Source organism: Streptomyces sp. NPDC029151, assembly GCF_055564315.1.
This window is the reverse complement of sequence record NZ_JBVHWQ010000012.1, coordinates 88,879-106,326: the sequence shown is the minus strand read 5'-3', so window position 1 is coordinate 106,326 and position 17,448 is coordinate 88,879. Positions and strand designations below refer to the sequence as shown.

General features: G+C 71.2%; 17 protein-coding genes, 1 tRNA gene and 1 pseudogene. 4 read left to right on the top strand and 15 right to left on the bottom strand.

The window, feature by feature from the left end; all coding sequences use genetic code 11:
• Positions 1-389 precede the first annotated feature (389 nt).
• Positions 390-860: a GatB/YqeY domain-containing protein gene (locus ACZ4VF_RS33535; protein ID WP_189303423.1), complete on the bottom strand. Its 471-nt coding sequence runs from the start codon at positions 858-860 to the stop codon at positions 390-392.
• A 93-nt stretch (positions 861-953) separates the two neighbouring features.
• On the opposite strand from ACZ4VF_RS33535, the gene ACZ4VF_RS33530 reads away from it, so the two are divergent.
• The 3 genes from ACZ4VF_RS33530 (at position 954) to ACZ4VF_RS33520 (ending at position 2,995) form a co-directional block, all read left to right on the top strand.
• On the top strand, positions 954-1,883 hold the full coding sequence (locus ACZ4VF_RS33530) for a metallophosphoesterase (RefSeq protein ID WP_467930738.1): 930 nt from the start codon (positions 954-956) through the stop codon (positions 1,881-1,883).
• A gap of 213 nt (positions 1,884-2,096) precedes the next feature.
• Positions 2,097-2,855, top strand: coding sequence for a Pr6Pr family membrane protein (locus ACZ4VF_RS33525; RefSeq protein ID WP_467930737.1), 759 nt, complete (start codon positions 2,097-2,099; stop codon positions 2,853-2,855).
• A gap of 66 nt (positions 2,856-2,921) precedes the next feature.
• A tRNA-Pro gene (locus ACZ4VF_RS33520) sits at positions 2,922-2,995 on the top strand.
• Between the two features lie 97 nt (positions 2,996-3,092).
• Here the strand turns inward: ACZ4VF_RS33520 and ACZ4VF_RS33515 are convergent.
• The 9 genes and pseudogenes from ACZ4VF_RS33515 to ACZ4VF_RS33475 all read right to left on the bottom strand — a co-directional run.
• Positions 3,093-3,221: pseudogene (locus ACZ4VF_RS33515) on the bottom strand (site-specific integrase); the annotation flags it as partial.
• 68 nt (positions 3,222-3,289) lie between these two features.
• Positions 3,290-4,696 carry a sensor histidine kinase gene (locus ACZ4VF_RS33510; RefSeq protein WP_467930735.1) on the bottom strand — a complete coding sequence of 469 codons (1,407 nt, stop codon included), beginning with the start codon at positions 4,694-4,696 and terminating at the stop codon, positions 3,290-3,292.
• A 2-nt stretch (positions 4,697-4,698) separates the two neighbouring features.
• Positions 4,699-5,427 (bottom strand): response regulator transcription factor, encoded by a 729-nt coding sequence (locus tag ACZ4VF_RS33505; RefSeq protein ID WP_467930734.1) that lies wholly within the window; start codon positions 5,425-5,427, stop codon positions 4,699-4,701.
• A gap of 347 nt (positions 5,428-5,774) precedes the next feature.
• Positions 5,775-6,191, bottom strand: coding sequence for a PepSY domain-containing protein (locus ACZ4VF_RS33500; RefSeq protein ID WP_467930733.1), 417 nt, complete (start codon positions 6,189-6,191; stop codon positions 5,775-5,777).
• A gap of 194 nt (positions 6,192-6,385) precedes the next feature.
• Positions 6,386-6,571 (bottom strand): hypothetical protein, encoded by a 186-nt coding sequence (locus ACZ4VF_RS33495; RefSeq protein ID WP_467930732.1) that lies wholly within the window; start codon positions 6,569-6,571, stop codon positions 6,386-6,388.
• Between the two features lie 168 nt (positions 6,572-6,739).
• Positions 6,740-7,915: a zinc-dependent alcohol dehydrogenase gene (locus ACZ4VF_RS33490; protein WP_467930730.1), complete on the bottom strand. Its 1,176-nt coding sequence runs from the start codon at positions 7,913-7,915 to the stop codon at positions 6,740-6,742.
• Complete coding sequence (locus tag ACZ4VF_RS33485) at positions 7,912-8,850, bottom strand: SRPBCC family protein (protein WP_467930729.1); 939 nt, start codon at positions 8,848-8,850, stop codon at positions 7,912-7,914. Before ACZ4VF_RS33485 ends, ACZ4VF_RS33490 begins: the two co-directional genes overlap by 4 nt.
• A 330-nt stretch (positions 8,851-9,180) precedes the next feature.
• Entirely contained in the window at positions 9,181-10,356 is a 1,176-nt protein-coding gene (locus tag ACZ4VF_RS33480) for a glutathione-independent formaldehyde dehydrogenase (RefSeq protein WP_467930728.1), read from the bottom strand.
• A gap of 367 nt (positions 10,357-10,723) precedes the next feature.
• The gene (locus ACZ4VF_RS33475; RefSeq protein ID WP_467930726.1) at positions 10,724-11,854 is read right to left on the bottom strand and encodes a hypothetical protein; all 1,131 of its coding nucleotides are present in this window, start codon (positions 11,852-11,854) and stop codon (positions 10,724-10,726) included.
• 234 nt (positions 11,855-12,088) lie between these two features.
• On the opposite strand from ACZ4VF_RS33475, the gene ACZ4VF_RS33470 reads away from it, so the two are divergent.
• Positions 12,089-12,382, top strand: a complete 294-nt coding sequence (locus ACZ4VF_RS33470; protein ID WP_467930725.1) for a hypothetical protein — start codon at positions 12,089-12,091, stop codon at positions 12,380-12,382.
• Positions 12,383-12,585: 203 nt separating this feature from the next.
• On the opposite strand, the gene ACZ4VF_RS33465 is transcribed toward ACZ4VF_RS33470, so the two are convergent.
• The 5 genes from ACZ4VF_RS33465 to ACZ4VF_RS33445 all read right to left on the bottom strand — a co-directional run bounded on the left by ACZ4VF_RS33465 (position 12,586) and on the right by ACZ4VF_RS33445 (position 17,433).
• The gene (locus ACZ4VF_RS33465) at positions 12,586-13,263 is read right to left on the bottom strand and encodes a hypothetical protein (RefSeq protein ID WP_467930724.1); all 678 of its coding nucleotides are present in this window, start codon (positions 13,261-13,263) and stop codon (positions 12,586-12,588) included.
• A 46-nt stretch (positions 13,264-13,309) separates the two neighbouring features.
• Positions 13,310-13,780 (bottom strand): hypothetical protein, encoded by a 471-nt coding sequence (locus ACZ4VF_RS33460; protein ID WP_393739514.1) that lies wholly within the window; start codon positions 13,778-13,780, stop codon positions 13,310-13,312.
• 119 nt (positions 13,781-13,899) lie between these two features.
• On the bottom strand, positions 13,900-14,706 hold the full coding sequence (locus ACZ4VF_RS33455; protein ID WP_467930722.1) for a hypothetical protein: 807 nt from the start codon (positions 14,704-14,706) through the stop codon (positions 13,900-13,902).
• A complete protein-coding gene (locus tag ACZ4VF_RS33450) occupies positions 14,703-16,355 on the bottom strand; it encodes a polyprenyl synthetase family protein (protein WP_467930721.1) in 1,653 nt (550 codons plus the stop codon). The genes ACZ4VF_RS33455 and ACZ4VF_RS33450 overlap by 4 nt, the downstream gene beginning before the upstream one ends.
• On the bottom strand, positions 16,348-17,433 hold the full coding sequence (locus ACZ4VF_RS33445) for a hypothetical protein (protein ID WP_467930720.1): 1,086 nt from the start codon (positions 17,431-17,433) through the stop codon (positions 16,348-16,350). Before ACZ4VF_RS33445 ends, ACZ4VF_RS33450 begins: the two co-directional genes overlap by 8 nt.
• Positions 17,434-17,448: the final 15 nt, after the last annotated feature.

Sequence of the window (17,448 nt, the reverse complement as noted above, 5' to 3'; positions counted from 1 at the left end):
ACAAGAAAATACAACCACCCCCCCCCCCCCCCCACCCCCTCCCCCCCCCCCTCCCCCCCCCCCCCTCCCCCCCTCACCCCCCCCCCCCCCCCCCCCTCCCCCCCCCCCCCCCCCCGCCGTCGTGGGAAGCCGTGGGAAGGGCGCGGCTCGGCCAACCACCGCGGGCAGAGGCACGGCCCGCGGCCCCGCGAGAAGAAGTGAGCAGACGGACGCCTGACCGCCGTAGGGCGAGACGCGCCCCGCCGCCGTAGACGAAGACCGAGCTGCGCCCCACCGCCATAGACGAAGACCGAGACGCGGCCCCGCCGTCGTAGCGGAAAGGCCCCGCCGGAGAGCCGTCGTGGAAGAAGGCCTCGCCGGGGGAGCCGTCGTAGCGGAAAGGCGGGCGCTCAGCCGCCCTGGAGCAGCTTCTTCACCGCGGCGGCGACCCGGCCGCCCTCGGCCTGGCCGGCCACCTTCGGGTTCACGATCTTCATGACGGCGCCCATGGCCCGCGGCCCCTCGGCACCGGAGGCCTTCGCCTCCTCCACGGCCTGGGCGACGATCGCGTTCAGCTCGTCGTCGGACAGCTGCTTGGGCAGGTACTCGGCGAGCACCTCGCCCTCCGCCTTCTCCCGCTCGGCCTGCTCGGCACGGCCACCCTGCGCGAAGGCGTCCGCGGCCTCCCGGCGCTTCTTCGCCTCGCGGGTGATGACCTTGAGCACCTCGTCGTCCGACAGCTCCCGCTTCTCCTTGCCGGCGACCTCCTCCTTGGTGATCGCGGCGAGCGTCAGCCGGAGCGTGGAGGAGCGCAGCTCGTCGCGCTCCTTGATCGCGGCGTTGAGGTCGTCGTGCAGCTTCGACTTGAGCGTGGTGGTCATGGCCCGATTGTCGCAGGTGTACGCCCGGCGACGCCCGCCCATTTAACCGGCGGCCGGTCTCACACCGGCCAACCGGTCTGACACGATGGAGACATGCGCGCGCGATACGGAATTCCGCTGGGAATCGTGGCGGCCGGCACTGCCGGCCTGGTGTATGCGGCGGGCTTCGAGGCCCGCTCCTTCCGTCTCCGACGGGTCACCGTCCCGGTCCTGCCCCCGGGCATGCGCCCGCTGCGTGTGCTGCAGGTCTCCGACATCCACATGGTGAGCGGGCAGCGCAAGAAGCAGCGCTGGCTGCAGTCGCTGGCCGGGCTGCGCCCGGACTTCGTGATCAACACGGGCGACAACCTGTCGGACCCCGAGGGCGTACCCGAGGTCCTGGACGCGCTGGGCCCCCTGATGGAGTTCCCGGGCGCGTACGTCTTCGGCTCGAACGACTACTACGGCCCCCGGCCCCGCAACCCCGCCCGCTACCTGCTGGAGAAGGTCCAGGGCAAGCACGGCCTGAACGGCAACCCGCCGGTCGTCGGCGCGGTCCACAACCCGTGGGAGGACCTCCGGGACGGCTTCGACACGGCGGGCTGGCTGAACCTCACGAACACGCGCGGCGTGCTGAAGGTCGAGGGCGTCTCCATCGAGCTGACCGGCCTGGACGACCCGCACATCAAGCGCGACCGCTACGCCCAGGTGGCCGGCGGCCCGTCCGGCACGTACGACTTCTCGCTCGGCGTGGTCCACGCGCCGTACCTCCGCGCCCTCGACGCGTTCACGGCGGACGCCTATCCCCTGGTCCTGGCCGGCCACACCCACGGCGGCCAGGTGTGCATCCCCTTCTACGGCGCCCTGGTCACCAACTGCGACCTGGACACCGACCGCGTGAAGGGCCTCTCCACGCACACGGCGGAGGGCCGCACCTCCTACCTCCACGTCTCGGCGGGCTGCGGCACCAGCCGCTACACCCCCGTCCGCTTCGCGTGCCCGCCGGAGGCGACGTTGCTGACGCTGGTGAGCAAGGAGGGATGAGGGTGCCGTGAGGGGCGGTGCCTGAGGTAGGTGCCGCGAGGGGGCGCTGCCTGAGCAGTGCCACGAGGGGCGGGACCTGAGGTGGGCGCGCGACGCGTGGTACCTGAGGCGGGTGCCGCGAGGGGGCGGGCCTGAGACGGGTGCCGCCAGGGGCGTAACCCACCTGGACGAGTCCGCGTGGCCGCGCCCCTCCCCCGCTCCTAGCGTGAGGGCATGACCGCCCCGATACCCAGGGACATCCCGGACCTGCCCGCGGTCCCGGGCCCGCCCCTGCTGTTGCCCGCCCCGGTCCCGGCCGCGGCGGTGGTGGGCCCGGTCCGCCGCCCCGTGGCCGCGGTGTTCCGCCTCCTGACCGCCGTGGCGGCGGCCGGCGGCGTCGCCCTGGAACTCCTCATCGGCCCCCCGGCCCGCATGCTGAGCTACTTCAGCGTCCAGACCGGCATCCTGCTGGCCCTGGTCATGTTCCTGTCGGCGACCCGGGCCTGGCGGGCCCGCCGCCCGCTCCCCCCGGCGGTGACAGGCGCCGGACTCCTCTACGCCCTCACCTCGGCGCTGGTCTACCACCTGCTCCTGGGCCACACGACGCCCCCGTTCTCGATGACCGGCGCGACGACGCCCCCCGAGCGCTGGCACGCCCAGTGGGCGGCCCTCCAGGTCCTGCACACCCTGGTCCCGGCAGCGGCCCTGCTGGACTGGCTCCTGCTCACCCCCGCACCCCGCCTCCACCTGCGCCAGACGGCGGCGTGGCTCCTCTACCCCCTGGCCTACCTGACCTTCTCCCTCACCCGGGCCGCCTTCCTGCCGCCCACCAGTCCGTCGCGCTACCTCTATCCCTTCCTGGACGCGACGGCCCACGGCTACCGGAGCACCCTGGCCAACGCCCTCCTCCTCGGCCTCGCGATCTACGCCCTGGCCGTTCTCCTGGTGGCCCTGGACCACACCCGCCCGACCCCGGTCCGCCACGGCGTCTGAACCGGATTTCGTCTCCGGCCACCAGTGGGCTAAAGTAAACGACGTCGCCGCGGGAAGCAGCGACACCGGGGTGTAGCGCAGCTTGGCAGCGCGCTTCGTTCGGGACGAAGAGGTCGTGGGTTCAAATCCCGCCACCCCGACAGCCGAAATAGCAGATCAGCCACCTCCCAACGTTGGGAGGTGGCTGATCTGTTTCTGCGTGCGTGTCTCTCTGCGTGACTGACGCTTTCCGCGTGTCTACGACCGTCGCTCCTGCGTGCCGAAGATGCCGTCCATGACCACGGCACCGGTCTGGATCACGGGGCGGATCTGCTTCCGGTAGACCTCCTCGGTCACGGCGGTCCCGGGATGGCCGACGAGCCGAGTCGTGTTCCGTCCTCCGCCGATCGGCCGGGGCGGTGGTCCTCCGCTCCTTTCACGTTACGGGTGGGACGTCAGCGTGCCGGTGCCGAGACGCGAGCCGGTCGGGTCAGGCCGTTCCGGGATCGTGGTCCGCCTATGGTCGCGGGACGCAGGCGGATGTGAGCGTCGAGGCCGCCGCCGGGTGCGGTGTGGAGCGTGATGTCCCCGCCGGAGGCATGGACGAGGTGGCGGACGATGGGCAGACCGAGGCCGGTACCGTCGTGGTGGGAGTCCGAGGCTCGCCAGAAGCGGTCGAAGGCACGCTGCCTGTCAGCCGGGGACATCCCGGGGCCTTGGTCGACGATGTGGAGTTCGGCGGCGGGGCCGCGGGCGAGGGTGATGGTGGTCCCGGGTGGGGAGACGCGCAGGGCGTTGGCGAGCAGGTTGTCGATGATCTGCTCCAGTGCTCCGGGGATGGCCCAGACTCGGCCGATGGTCCGGCCGGTGACTGCGACGGTCACATGCTGTTCTTCGGCAAGGGGCTCCCACATGGCGGCGCGGTCGGCGATGACGGTGTCGAGGTCGACCGGTTCGGGTGTGGTGGCGGCGTTCTCCAAGCGGGCCAGGGCGAGCAGCCCCTGGACCATGCGGCTGAGGCGCTCGACCTCACCGATGCTCTCCTCCAGGCTTGGGTGGGCGCGCGGGTCGAGGTAGGGCTCGAAGTTCTCCAGGCGCAGGCGCAGTGCGGTGAGCGGCGTCTTGAGCTGGTGGGAGGCTTCGGCGGCGAAGGCGTGCTGGGCCTTGAGCAGGTGCTGGAGCCGGGTGGCGGTACGAGTGAACTGCGTCGCCAGGCGGCGGAGTTCGGGCGGACCGGTATGGGTGTCCGGCGGGCTGTCCAAGCGGCCGTCGGCGAGCTGCGTGGTGGCCGCTTCCAGGGTGCGCAGGGGTCGGGTGATCCAGCGGGCGAGGGCGAAGGCGACCAGCGCGACCAAGGCCAGGACGCAGGCGCCGGCAAGGGTCAAGGCCGCCCAGATGCGGTGCACCCGGGCGGTGACTTCGGCCATGGGGTAGGTCAGGCGCAGGGCGCCGCGGACGGTCGTGCCGGAAGAGCCGGGCATGGTCGCCGAGAGTGCGTCGTCGCCGGAGGTCACGGTCGGGGTGTTGCTCAGAGCCCGGGCGATGTCCGGCTCGGCGGAGAGGTCGGTGCCGACGGCGTCGCGGGCGCCGGAGTCCGCCAGTACGAGCCCTGCGCGGTCCGTGACCACGGCCCGGCCGCCGGTGCGTGTGGCGTAGTCGCCCACCAGGTCGGGCAGCGCGGCGAGATTGCCCTTCTCGATGTTCTCCTCAGCGACCTCGGCGAGCATGGAAGCGTCGCGTTCGACGCTCTGCGACGTACGAGAGATCTCGCCGCGGGCGTAGATCCAGCCGAGCGGGATCTCCAGGCCGGCCAGCACGAGCAGGGCCAGGCCGAGGTAGCTGAGCAGCAGGCGGCGGGTCATCCCTATGCCCTCGCGTCCGCGCCGTCGCCGGGGACGGTGAAGCGGAATCCTACGCCGCGCGTGGTGGTGATCCAGGCCGGATCACCGAGTTTGCGGCGCAGGGCGGCGACGTGAGCGTCCAGAGTCTTGGTGGGACCGAAGAAGTGCGGGTCCCACACCGCGTCCATGATCTGCCGGCGGGAGTGCACGGCTTCCGGGTCACGGGCGAGGTAGGCGAGCAGGTCGAACTCTCGGGGCGTCAAGGCGATCAGCTCCCCGTCGACGTGCACTTCGCGGGTACGGCGGTTGAGCGCCAACGCTCCCAAGCGCTGCTCTCCATCCGGCCGTTGTGGTGTCTCCCGTGCCTCGGAGGGAGTGGCCATCGCGTAGGGCTGGGCGTTGGCCCTGCGAGTGACAGCGCGAATACGGGCCACCAGCTCCCGTACCCCGAACGGCTTGGCGAGGTAGTCGTCGGCGCCCAGCTCCAGGCCGACGATGCGGTCGGCCTCCTCGCCCCGAGCAGTGATCATGATGATCGGCACGGCGGAACGGGACCGCAGGCTACGGCACACGTCCAGGCCGTCCATGTCCGGCAGGCCGAGATCGAGCAGGACCAGGTCCGGTGCACCCGTGGCATCGGCCAGGCCGGCAGCGCCGGTGCGGACGTGGTCCACGCTGAAGCCGTAACGCCCCAGGCCCTCGGTGAGTGGGCCCGCGATGCGGTCGTCGTCTTCGATGAGCAACAGGCGCATGGCGCCAGGTTCGCACAGCTGTACCAGGTGAGTTGTGCTGTTCATGGAAGCCGCCTGCGACTTGAGAGGCGAGGGTGCCGTCCGGCCGGGTCTGCGCGCTGGGAGGGACCGGCCGGACGGCACTCGGAGGGCGGTGACGAACCGGACCGGGAGGTCAGTGGTTGCGCTGACCGCCGGGAAGGTGAAACCAAAGCCGGCGAGCGCCCGGCAACCGACAGGGGCGAACTGTGCCGTAGGGCCGTCTCCATCCGCCCGCCCCTGCCGGGAGGAGCTGCCGTCGAATCACCGCTCGGCAGAACTCCGCTTCGAGGGTCGGCCGGCATCCGCTTCAGGGACGGGCATGTGTCTCAGCCGCCGTTCTCCGCGTCCTTCTCCTCGGTACCCTCCTGCTTGGTGCCGCTGACCTTGTACGACTTGTCGAGGTAGACCTCGACGGTCGAGCCGTCCGCCTTCTTGACCTCCACCGCGTACATGCCGGGCTTCTCCGCGTCCTCCTCGGACTTCACGACCGTGCCCGGGTACTTGGCCAGCGCCGCTGCCTCCGCCTTCTGCTTGACCTCGCCGGTCAGTGGCGGCTCAGGCTTGTCGTCACCGTCTCCCTCGTCGGCGGCCTGAGCTCCGCCCCCGTTCTGGGCCGACTGCTGGGTATCCGCGGCCTTCGAATCACCGGAGCCGGAGTCAGAGCCGCCGCCGCACGCGGTCAGGGCGAAGAGCAGGACGGCGACGGGAGCGGCGGCCAGGGCACGACGGGGCAGTGCGCGCATCAGTCATCTCCAGGTAATGGCGCTTCGGAGATCCGGGTTCGTGACCTCCGGGGGACGCCAACGACCCTAGGGAGACGACGTACATAGCCGGCCCAGCAAAAAGAGAGAGCAAGACCAGCAGACGACCAATCTTTCGCCACCCGTCCCAGGAGATCGACCCGTCAGCGGCAGGAAGAGACGGTCCGTAATCGAGGTCATCGCATGGCTCGCGTTGCCGCCGGCAGTACCACCGCGAGGACCTGAGTGGCGACGACCACCGAGATCAAGGCGGGAATCGAGTAGCCGTACAGGCCACCGGTCAGCGCGCCGCCGGCCAGGCTGTAGGAAGGTGCACGCTTCTTCCACCGACCGGACGGGAAACAGCGGGGAGCCAAGGTCACAGCGACGCCGGCTCCCTGGTCAGCAGGGGAGGTCGCACCGAGTCGTGATCGATGGGTTCAAACCCCGCCGCACGCGTCTCCGACCCGGAGATCATCCCGTCACGCCCGGAGCCGGCTCGGCTCGTCGGCGTCGGCGCGAGGTGGCGGCGGAGTTCGCCGGTGCTGCCCTCACGGCGTGAGGACGACCTTCTCGCAGTGGTCCTTCTTGTTCTTGAACAGGTCGTAGCCGGTCGGTGCCTCGGTCAGGGGCAGCCTGTGGGTGATGACCCGGGTGGGGTCGATCTTGCCCTGCTCGATCATGCCGAGCAGCGGCTTCATGTACTTGTGCACGTGGCACTGCCCGGTGCGCAGGGTCAGGGACCTGTTCATCCAGGCACCCGCCGGGAACTTGTCGATCAGTCCGCCGTAGACGCCGATGACCGACACCACGCCGCCGCTCCGGCAGGACAGGATGGCCTGGCGCAGGGCGTGCGGCCGGTCGGTCTCGGAGCGGACCGCCTGCTTGGCCCGGTCGTAGAGGTTCACGTGGGAGGCGCCGTGGGTGGCCTCCAGGCCGACCGCGTCGATGCACTTGTCGGGGCCCCGGCCGCCGGTGAGTTCGAGCAGGGCGGAGCGTACGTCGGTGTCCTCGAAGTTGACGGTGGTGTAGCCCTGGGCGGCGGCCATGTCGAGCCGGTAGGTCTCCTTGTCGATCGCGATGACCTTCTCCGCGCCCAGGACCCGGGCGCTGTCCATGGCGAACTGGCCGACCGGACCGGCGCCCCAGACGGCGACGACGTCGCCTTCCTGGATGTCGCACATGTCGGCGCCCATGTACCCGGTCGGCAGGATGTCGGACAGGAACAGCACCTGCTCGTCGGTGAGGTCAGACTCGATCTTGAGGGCGTTGGCGTCGGCGAGCACCACGCGGGCGTACTCGGCCTGGCCGCCGGCGAAGCCCCCGGTGAGGTGGGAGTAGCCGTAGATGCCGGCGGTGGGGTGGCCGAAGAACTTCTCCGAGATTCCCGCGTTGGGGTTGGTGTTCTCGCAGCACGAGTACAACTCGGCACGGCAGGACGCGCAGGCGCCGCAGGCGATGGGGAACGGCACGACGACGCGGTCGCCGACGCGCAGCTTGTCGCCGCTGATGCCGGAGCCGACCTCGACGATCTCCCCCATGAACTCGTGGCCCATGATGTCGCCCTTTTGCATGGTGGGGACGTAGCCGTCGAGCAGATGGAGGTCGGAGCCGCAGATCGCCGTCGCGGTGATCTTCACGATGGCGTCGCGGCTGTTCAGGATCGACGGTTCGGGAACGTCCTGCACCTCGACCGAGTTGCGTCCCGTCCAGCAGTTCGCCTTCATGCCAGGGCCTCCTTCAGTTCGTCCTCGGTCAGCGGCCGGGCCGGGTGCTGCGGGAACTCTCCGCGGGCCCGCTTGCCGCCGGGGGCGCCCTCGGAGCGGACGACCTCGCCGGTCTCCGCGATCTGCTTGAAGCGGCGCAGGTCGTCGTCCAGCTGCTGGTGCGGTTCCTCGCCGAAGTAGCGCGCCGCGGCCTGGCCCAGCGCCCCGCCGGGCAGGTCGTAGCGCAGGGCCACCCGGATCTCCGTGCCCCGGCCGCCGGGGGCGGGCTCGAAACGGACCTCGCCGGAGTTGTCGATGTCGGCGCCGTCCACCGACCGCCAGGCGATCAGCCGGCCGGCGACTTCCTCCGTGGTCTCGGCGTCCCATTCGACCGTCCTGCCGAACGGCGCGTCGGCCCGCCAGTGACTGGTGCGCGGGCCGGTGACGCGCACCTCCTCCAGGTGCGCCATGAAGTCCGGCAGCCGCTCCAGGTCCCTCCAGAGGGCGTAGACCTCGTCCGGGGGCCGGCTGACGGTGGTGGTCGCGGTCAGTTCCATGGGGGTGCTCCTACGGGTGCGGGTCACGGCCGCGTAGACGTCCGTGACCGTGAGGGCGGTGACCGCGGCGGTGGCGGCGACGGTGCGGCCCAGGCCGCGGCCGTTGTGGTTCCTCAGGGCCCGGGTCAGCACCGTCAGGTCCATGAGGTCGCCGCCGACGCGGCCCCAGAGCCAGGCGGGATGCGGTCGCCCCAGCAGCCCGGAGGCCGCCGCCAGCTCGCGCACACCGACGGCGGTCGTCGCCGAGCGGTGCCGGAAGGCGTCGCCCACGCCCAGGGCCCGGGCGAACCCCGCCGGGGCGACGACCTGGGGCACGCCCAGGAGCGCACTGGCCCAGCCGAGCCCGCGGACGAGCGGATCGTGCCGGAGGCGGGAGGTGGAACGGGTGTCTGTCTTCATGAGTGCTCCCCACGTGCGGTGAGGTGAACGGAAGGCGGGTCGCTCGAGCGTGAAGGCGGAAGGCGCGGAGCGAAGTGGACTACGGCGGAGTTTCCGCGTTGACCGCGGCCAATCCTCGGCTTCCGTCACCCACCGGCGTGGCACTGGTGAGCGGAGACGGTCGGCCGCCGTTGCCGGGTACGACAGGGGCGCAGGCGACGGCTGCCCGTCCAACCCCGTCCGCCCCCGGCCGGAGCCGGGTCGGCCGCCGCTCGTCGGCCGGCCGGTCCCGCTTTCCCGAGACCGGCCGGCCGGTCTCGGGGAAGCGGGCGGGCGGCGGCCCTGTGCTCCCTACCGCTTGTGGCCGTTGCCGTGTCCGTCGGGGTGCAGGACGACCTTGGTCCAGCCCTCGTCACGGGCGTCGAAGTGCTCGTAGGCGGTGGGGGCCTCGTCCAGGCCGAGCTCGTGGGAGACGACGAAGCTCGGCTCCGCCTTCCCGCCGGCGATCAGGTCCCGCAGGGCCCGGTTGTACTTCTTCACCGGCGCCTGCCCGGTCCCCATGTGCTGGCCCTTGAACCACATCTTCCCGAAGTCGATCGGGACCTTGCCCTGGGCCTCCAGCTCTCCCTGGGCCTCCGCGCCGCCGGGGTCCTGGGGCAGGAAGACGCCCACCACGCCGATGTGGCCCGTGAACCTGACCGAGTCGATCAGTCCGTTGAGCGTGAGGCTGGCGTCCTCGTTTCCTTGCGGGTCGTGTGCCTGGTAGCCGACGCATTCGCAGCCGTTGTCGGCGCCCAGACCGAGGGTGGCCTCCTTGACGACCTCCGCCGGGTCCTGTTCGGCGGTGTTGATGGGGATGGCCCCGAGTTCCTCCGCCTTGCGCAGCCGGTCGGGCTGGTGGTCGGCCGTCCAGACGCGGCCGGCGCCCTTGAGGAGGGCGGAGTAGGTCGCCATCAGCCCGACGGGACCGGCGCCGAAGACGATGGTCTGGTCGCCCGGCTTGACGTGCGCCATCTCGGTGGCGTGATAGCCGGTGGGGAAGATGTCGGCGAGCATCACGTAGTCGGTCTGCCGCTCGGCGGCGTCCTCGCCCAGACGCAGGGCGTTGAAGTCGCCGTAGGGCACGCGCAGCAGTTCCGCCTGGCCGCCCTGGTAGGGGCCCATGTCGGCGAATCCGTAGGCGGCGCCGGCGAGGGCGGGTTCCGGCTGCATGGTCAGGCAGTAGTTGGTCAGGCCCTGCTCGCACTGCTTGCAGAAGCCGCAGGCGATGTTGAAGGGCAGGACCACGTACTCGCCGACCTGGACCTTGCGGACGGCCGGGCCGACCTCCACGACCTGGCCCAGGTTCTCGTGGCCCAGGGTGCGGCCGGACTCGAACGAGGTGCGGCCCTCGTACATGTGCAGGTCCGACCCGCAGATGTTGGTGGTGGTGATCTTGACGATGATGTCGCAGGGGTGTTCGATCTTCGCGTCCGGTACGTCCTTCACTGTGACCGTTCGCGGTCCTTCATATACCGCTGCTTTCATGGTGACTTCCCTCGGTGTCGCGGCATGACCGCGGCACGGCGATGGTGAGGCGGCGCAAGGAGCCCGGCTCCCGGACGTTGCCGTGAGGGGGCCGTGGGTCCGGCACACCTCTGCGGGCCGTTCACCCGGATCAGGCGGAACGGTGCTTCGGCCGTCGGCCTGCTCGGCGGAGCGCCGGCACTCCGGCGGCGTGCGGTGCGGGTCCCCGTCGCCATGCGACGGAAACAACCCTTCCGGCGCGAACAGCTCTTCCGACGGAAACAGCTCTTCAGGCGGAAACAGCCCTCCCGGCGGAAACGACCTTTCATCGATCGATCAGCGGATGCGTCGCACTCGGACGGCCACCGGTCCGAGGCACGTCCGCGACTCAGTTCACCGGCTGGTCGTCGTGGTCGTCCGCCAGCATGCGGCGACGTTCCTGCTCCCGCTTGGAGAAGGCGGCTGCCCGGATCGCCTCGTCGCTCTCCAGACCGGATCCCAGCGCACCGCCCACCGTGGCGATCGACGCCACGAACCAGGACAGCGTCCAGTACTCCGTGGCGTGCAGCGGAGTCCGTGTCATCGAGGCGAAGACCTTGTCGTTGAGGATGAACAGCGCCCACACCATGTTGACGACCAGCAGACCCGCGTAACAGACGACCACGCCGATGCCCACGGTCACGACCGTGGACGCGTTGTAGAGAGCCGTCCTCTTCCTCTCCTCCGGCGAGTCGTCGGCTGACCGGTGCCACAGGTGCGCGTCCACGATCAACCAGCCGATCATGAGTACGACGGACCCGACCATGGCGATCACGAGGCGCAGCGTGCTCAGCGCCTCGGACAGGCTCCAGAGGGTGGAGTTCACGGTGGCGATGGCTCCCGTGGCGAGGGCGGCCGCCAGGGCTTTCGACAGGCCCGGAACCAGTCGCCAGGGCTGGTTGGCGCGGACCATACCGCCGAGGACCCTCAGGTAGCCGCCCGGCCCGCTGACGACGTACCGCAGATCGGCGGTCTCCTCCTCACCGATCGGGCCCGGGTGAACGGGTGCGAGACGGCTGACGAAGCGTCCCAGCGACTGGCGCTGCGCGGGTTCCCCGGCTCCGGCGGCTTGCCGGCTCGCCAGGCTGAGCACGGTCTCCTCCACCGCACGCAGGGCCCTCCCGCGGAACCGCAGACCCCCCAGCGACGGCAGGGACAGCAGGGCCACGCCGTGCTCGTGACTCAGATCCACCACGAGTTTGTGCCCGTGCGAGTGCAGCGGCAGATCGGTGAGGGCGACCACGATGTCCCAGTGCTCCGCACGCCTGCGGTCCATGATGCGGCGCGTCAGCGTCGACAGGTCCTCGGTCCCCCCGGTGAACGGCTCACTGACCACCTCGACGTCGAACCGTCGTCCTTGGCCCGACCTGTCGGCGAGTCGAGCAGGAAGCACCTCGGCCATGCGCCGCGCGATCTCCGTCGGCGCGTCCGGATCCGCCAGGAGAGTCACGACCGTCACGCCCTGCGAGGGCTCCCGCATGACCGGACCCTTCCCGTCGGCTGCCCCGCCGCTCACCGTGCTCCCAGGATGCCTCCGAGACGACGACGGCGCCCCCTGACAAGCTGCCGTCCGTCGGCGGGCGGACGATCGGGTCGCCGGCCCGGGGACCTCACCTGGTTCATTGGTCAAAAGGCGAACAAACCCTGATGAGTTGGAGGATGATCAATCCTCGAAGGTCCCGGTGGATTCGGGAAGCAGGCCATGGGGGGTCGGATGGGTAATCTCGGGCGGTATCAGGACATCACGACTGCGGCGAAGGAGGCTGGTGGCGTCGACATGCTCATCGATGCCATCAAGAAGGCCGCCGTGGATGACATGGCCCTGAAGCTGCGCGCACAAGGTGCCGGAATGGCAGTGGCCGGCACGCTGGTGGTCGGTGGAGCAGTCGCCGTGACCAGTCACTTCAGGGGCGCGAAGAAGGCCCGTAAGGAACGCGCCCAGGACGCTGAGAAGCTGCTGCGGGCGAAGCTTCGGGAACCGGAGGATGCGGAGGGGGGCGGTTCCTGAACGACGGCATGCCCCTGGCCGGAAGCCGGGGCATGTCTCCCGTGAGGTGCTGAGGGGACGGTGCCGGCGGGGGCAGAGGCCTCCTGCCGGTCCTCACCGGCACCGTCCCGCTGTTGAACGACATCAGCCCTGACAGCGACGACGTACGCCGTTGCCGCGCCGGTCGGTCAGGGGCCGACCGACGCGGCGGCCTGACCGTCCCGTCAGCCGAGAACGGAGGACGAGTCGCAGCCGAGGGCGGCCCGGGAGGCGACGGTGAAGGAGATGCTCCCGGTGTTCTCCCAGATGTTGTTGATGTTGGAGAACAGCCACCTCGTGGTCAGGCTGTGGTCGGCCGAGGAGAGGGTGGCCGTCCGGCCCTCCGTCCCGGGCCGGATCCGGAACCTCACCACGGTGTCGCCCAGCTTGTGCGGTGGTGTCTCCTGGGCGCTCAGGGTCGTCCCCGAGAGGCTGCCCGGCCCGGTCACCGATTCGACGTGGGCCACCGCCATGATCGAGGCGAGATCGACCCGGTGGACGTGGTGCTGCGCTCCCACGGGATTGCGTGTGGTGTCCGGTCGCCACCTGAACGTGAACGTCGACCCCGGCGCGATGCGTCCGCCGAACGGGTTCGGTGACGACGACTCGTGGATCACGCCCTCGCCCAGTCGGCTGCCGAACACGTTCCGCCAGTAGAAGCGGGGGTCGAGCCACGCGTTCCCCGGCTGGACGCACTCCGGCTCACGCACTGCCGTGGCCCGCGACGGCGCGGCAGGCCGCGCCGTCGGCGCCGTGGAGGCGTTCGCGGGAAAGGGGAACGACGACGTCAGCAGCATCGCCGCGATCAGCGCCCCCAGGGCATGTGCTCCCCGACGGCCCTGGCGGTTCTCTGTTCCGTGCACTCTTCGGCCCTTCCGTTCCTCTCTACCCGTCGGCGCGCCGGGGCCGTCAGTCCTCGTTGGGGTCGAGGACGCGGCCCTTGAGCTTGATCGGGTTGGCGGCGCCCACCTTGAGCTGGCCGTCGGTGTAGCGGCCCGGGGTCGCGCCGTCGACGGCGGTCACCTGGGCTCCGTAGCCGAGGCACTCCTGGTTGGTGGACAGGTACGGGTTGTGGGTGAAGGTCAGGGTGCGGCCGCCGTCGCCGAGGGTGCCCTGGGTGGTCTCCAGGTTCCCCTTCGCCTGGAGCGTGTTGACGTCGTGGTAGGCCCAGGAGAGCCAGCCGGTGAAGACGAAGCCGGTGGGTGCCTTCAGGGTGAAGGTGATGTCTCCGGGGTTCACCGGGTCGGGGACGGTGCTGAGGATGCCGAAGCTGAGGTGGGCCGGGACCCCGCCGGGGGCGTCCTCGACGATGCCCTGCTGAAGGATGTAGAGCTTGTTCTCGGAACCCGGCTGGACGGGAGCCTGAGTCTGCGTGGCCATGGTTGTCCCTTCTGTGGATGGATGTGCCCGCGAGAGCGGAGCGGATCCGCCGGTGGCGGTCTTGGGGACGGGCCCCGCTCCTGCCCCGCCGGGGGCGGAGCGGAGACGCGCGTCGTGGGCTAGGCGGACGTCGCGGAGTCGGCCGGCGGTGCGTGGTCGGCCAGGAGCGGGCCGAGGACGGACAGGGCGCCGAGGGCGATGTCCTCGTACAGGTAGAAGCCCGCCTCCAGCGGCGGCAGTCGGGCTTCGGGGTTCTCCGGGGCGGGGGTGCCGGTCTCGGTTCCGGCCCCGGGGGTGCGGGTGTCGTCGTTCCCGGTTCCGGCCCCGGGGGTGCGGGTGCCGTTCTCGGTTCCGGGCCGGGAGGCGGGGGCGCCGGTCTCGGTCCCGGGGCGGGAGGCGGGGGTGCCGTTCTCGGTCCCGGGCCGGGAGGCCGGGGTGCCGAGGAGGTCGGTGAGGTCCTGGGCGGCGCCCAGGAGGGTGCTGCGGGCGGTGGTGGTCAGCAGGCGCAGCGGGAGGTCGAGAACGCCGGCTGTGCGCTGGCCGGGGACCAGTTTCGTCGCCCCGGGGGCCTCGGCGGTGGCGGCGGCGAGCAGCTGCACGGGAAGCGTGCAGGCGGAGACGATCCGCTCGGCGGGCATCACGGGCGGCGGGTCGCCGTCGACCATGAGGTCCTCCCACTCCATCAGGTCGAAGAGGAACTGGCCGCCCTTGTAGAGGGGCCAGGGCCGGACGGTGTCGAGCAGGAGGCGGGCCCGTTCGGGGTCCTGGCGGCGCAGTGCCACGCCGTGTCTGGCCAGGGTGCACAGGCACGCCCGCAGGCTGCCGTTGACATGGCCGAGGAAGGCGAAAGCCCGGTGGTCGGTGGGGGTCAGCGGGCCGGCGGCGGGGGCGTCGGCGGGCGGGGGCGGGGGCGCGGTCGTGGTCACAGTGGCCTCGAGGTGACGTAGTGGGCGATCTGCCGCAGGACGGCTTTGCCTTCGTTCTCGGGGACGAGCCGGAGGTCTTCTTCGAAACGGGCGATGCCTTCGGCGGCGAGCCGGTCGGCGAGGTCGGTGGCGTACTCGATGGAGCCGTGCCGGCGCATCGCGGCGAGGAGTTCCTCGGCGTGCTGCTGGGTCTTGTCGGTACGGCGCTGTCGCAGGATGTCGAAGAGGCGTGGGCGCTCGTACGCCCGCGCGGTGCGGAAGAGGTGGATCAGCATCACCGTGCGTTTGCCTTCCAGCAGGTCGCCGAGGGGCTCCTTGCCGTACAGGGCCTCCTCGCCGACCAGGTTCAGGATGTCGTCCTGGATCTGGAAGGCGATGCCGATCATGCGGAACGCCTCGTCGAAGCGGCCCAGTACCTCCGGGTCGGTGACGCCGGCGCAGACGGCACCGATGCGGCACGGGCTGATGCAGGTGTACCAGCCGGTCTTCTTGGTGCTCATCGTGAAGTAGGCGTCGTCGGCCTCGGGGACGACCTCGTGGCGGATCCAGCCCAGCTCCATGGCCTGGCCCTCGATGGACTCCCGGCACATGTGCACCGCCTCGTGGATGAGGCCGAGGGTGCGGACCAGGCCGAGCGTCTCGAGGTTGGACAGGACGGCGTCGACGGCGAGCAGGTTCAGCCCGTCGCCGACGTTGACGGCCAGGCCCAGGCCGTGTTCCTCGTGCATGGTCGGCAAGCCGCGCCGGTGCGTGGACTCGTCGGCGATGTCGTCGTGGACGAGGAAGCCGTTGTGGAACAGTTCCAGGGCGGCGGCGGCGCGTACGGCGTCGTCGGGGCGCCCGCCGAAGGCGGCACAGGCCGCGATGGTCAGGGTGGGCCGCAGGCCCTTGCCCTGGCGGGCGGGGTAGGAGCGCATGAGGTCGTACAGCTCGGCACGCGGTTCGCGGTCCGGCAGCAGCCGTTCGATCTCCTCGTTGGTGCGGGCCCGGCACCGCCGCATGGTCTCCATCAGGTCCGCGTCGCGGACGACGTCCTCCAGCGACCAGTCGGTGCTGGTGCGGCCGTCCCACAGCAGGCGTGGTGCGGTGATGGTGGTGTCGCCGATCAGCGCGGGTGACGCCGGAGCGTCCTCGGGGGAGCGTCGCGCGAGGAAGTCCAGCGCCGTCCAGTCGACCGGGTCGGCGGCCGGTTCACGGGCGGCGGGTGCCGCGCTGCCCCACAGCCGGGGGGCCTGTTCGCGGTAGGCCCCCCACAGTTCCTGCATGCTGCGCAGGCCCGCCGCACGCTGGGACAGCAGGGTGAAGGCCCGCCACACGGCGAGGGCGTCGTCGCGGGAGCCGCGGACGTCGAGGCTGTCGGGCAGGACCTGGTCGACGGGCCGGCGCTGGAGGTCGAACAGCAGGTTCATGGCCCGGTCGTCGAAGGCCACCTCGACATCGGGGTCCGGGCAGCGGTCCCGGTCCACCACGATACGGCTGTGCCGCGCGGTGAGCGTGGCGTGGCTGCCGTCGTTGAAGTGCAGGCCCAGCCGGATGCCGCGCAGCTGGCCGGCCGCGGCGGCGAGGACCGCCGGTGCCCGGTCGGACAGGGCGGCGACCGTCTCGTCCAGCAGCCGGGCCCCGGTGAACGCGGGGACGGTCTCAGTCACGGGCACCCCCGGCGAACTCCACGATGCCCCCGGTGGTGAAGCCGATGCGGCGCCCGGCGACCCGGCCCTCCACCGTGCACGGGCCGAGGGTCTCGTGCACGCTGAACGGGCGCAGGCTGGTCTCGGAAGGGTTGATGATCCGGCCCGCCGTGGCCGCGCGGAAGTCGAGGACGAGCCGGTCGTCGCCGAGCCGGGCGGTGATCAGCAGGCGGCCGGGTACGGCGGCCATCGGCGGGGTGCCCAGCAGGCCCGCCAGGGGCGGCACCATCGCCACCCGGTCGCGGTCCAGGGTGCCGCTCACCGCCACGCGCAGGTTGCGCCGGGGGAAGTGGCGGACCATGCGCCCGTCGCGCCACAGCATCACCGATCCGTTGGCCGCGTCCGCCGGGTACGCGGGCTGGATCAGGGTGAAGACGACCGCCGACGGCGGGGCCTGGTCGACCGGACCCGCAGGATCGTTGACGAATCCGAACACCCAGCCGCCGAGGGTGGGCCAGGACCACCGGCCGCGTACTCGCTCGTGGTAGCCCAGCAGGTCCGTCTCCGTGGCCGTGCCGTCGCCGTGCCGCAGGGTTCCGGAGCCCCGTACGCCGGGTTCCGACTGCCAGCGCAGGTGCTCGTCGTCCCCGAACGGAGCGCACTGGGAGGTGCACGGCCTGCTGGTCCGGGTCAGCCGTACGTCGATTGCCGGGACCGCCGACCGGGCCGCCACCCGGAACGCGCCGGGCTCCCCGTGCGGGTGCGGTAACCGGAAGGCCGACCACGGCAGTTCCGGCTGTTCGGCGTTGAACTGCGTCGCACTCCAGCCATGTCCCTCCGCGTAGAGGAGCAGGATCGCCATGTGCTGTCCCTCGGCCGCCGTGCCGGTACCGCTGCGGCGCCCGGTGGCCGGGGCGCCCGGGTGCGCGTAGACCGAGCCGGTGGAGGAGCCGAGGACGGACAGGTTCGCGATCAGTGCCTGCCGGCCGCACCGGGACAGGAACGCGTAGTGCAGCCACTTGCGGTCGAGCGGATGGGCAAGCGGGGCGTGCGGGAAGGGGCCCGGCGGGCCGAGCCTCGGGAGGGCGGGCGTGGACACATTTCGAACGCTAAC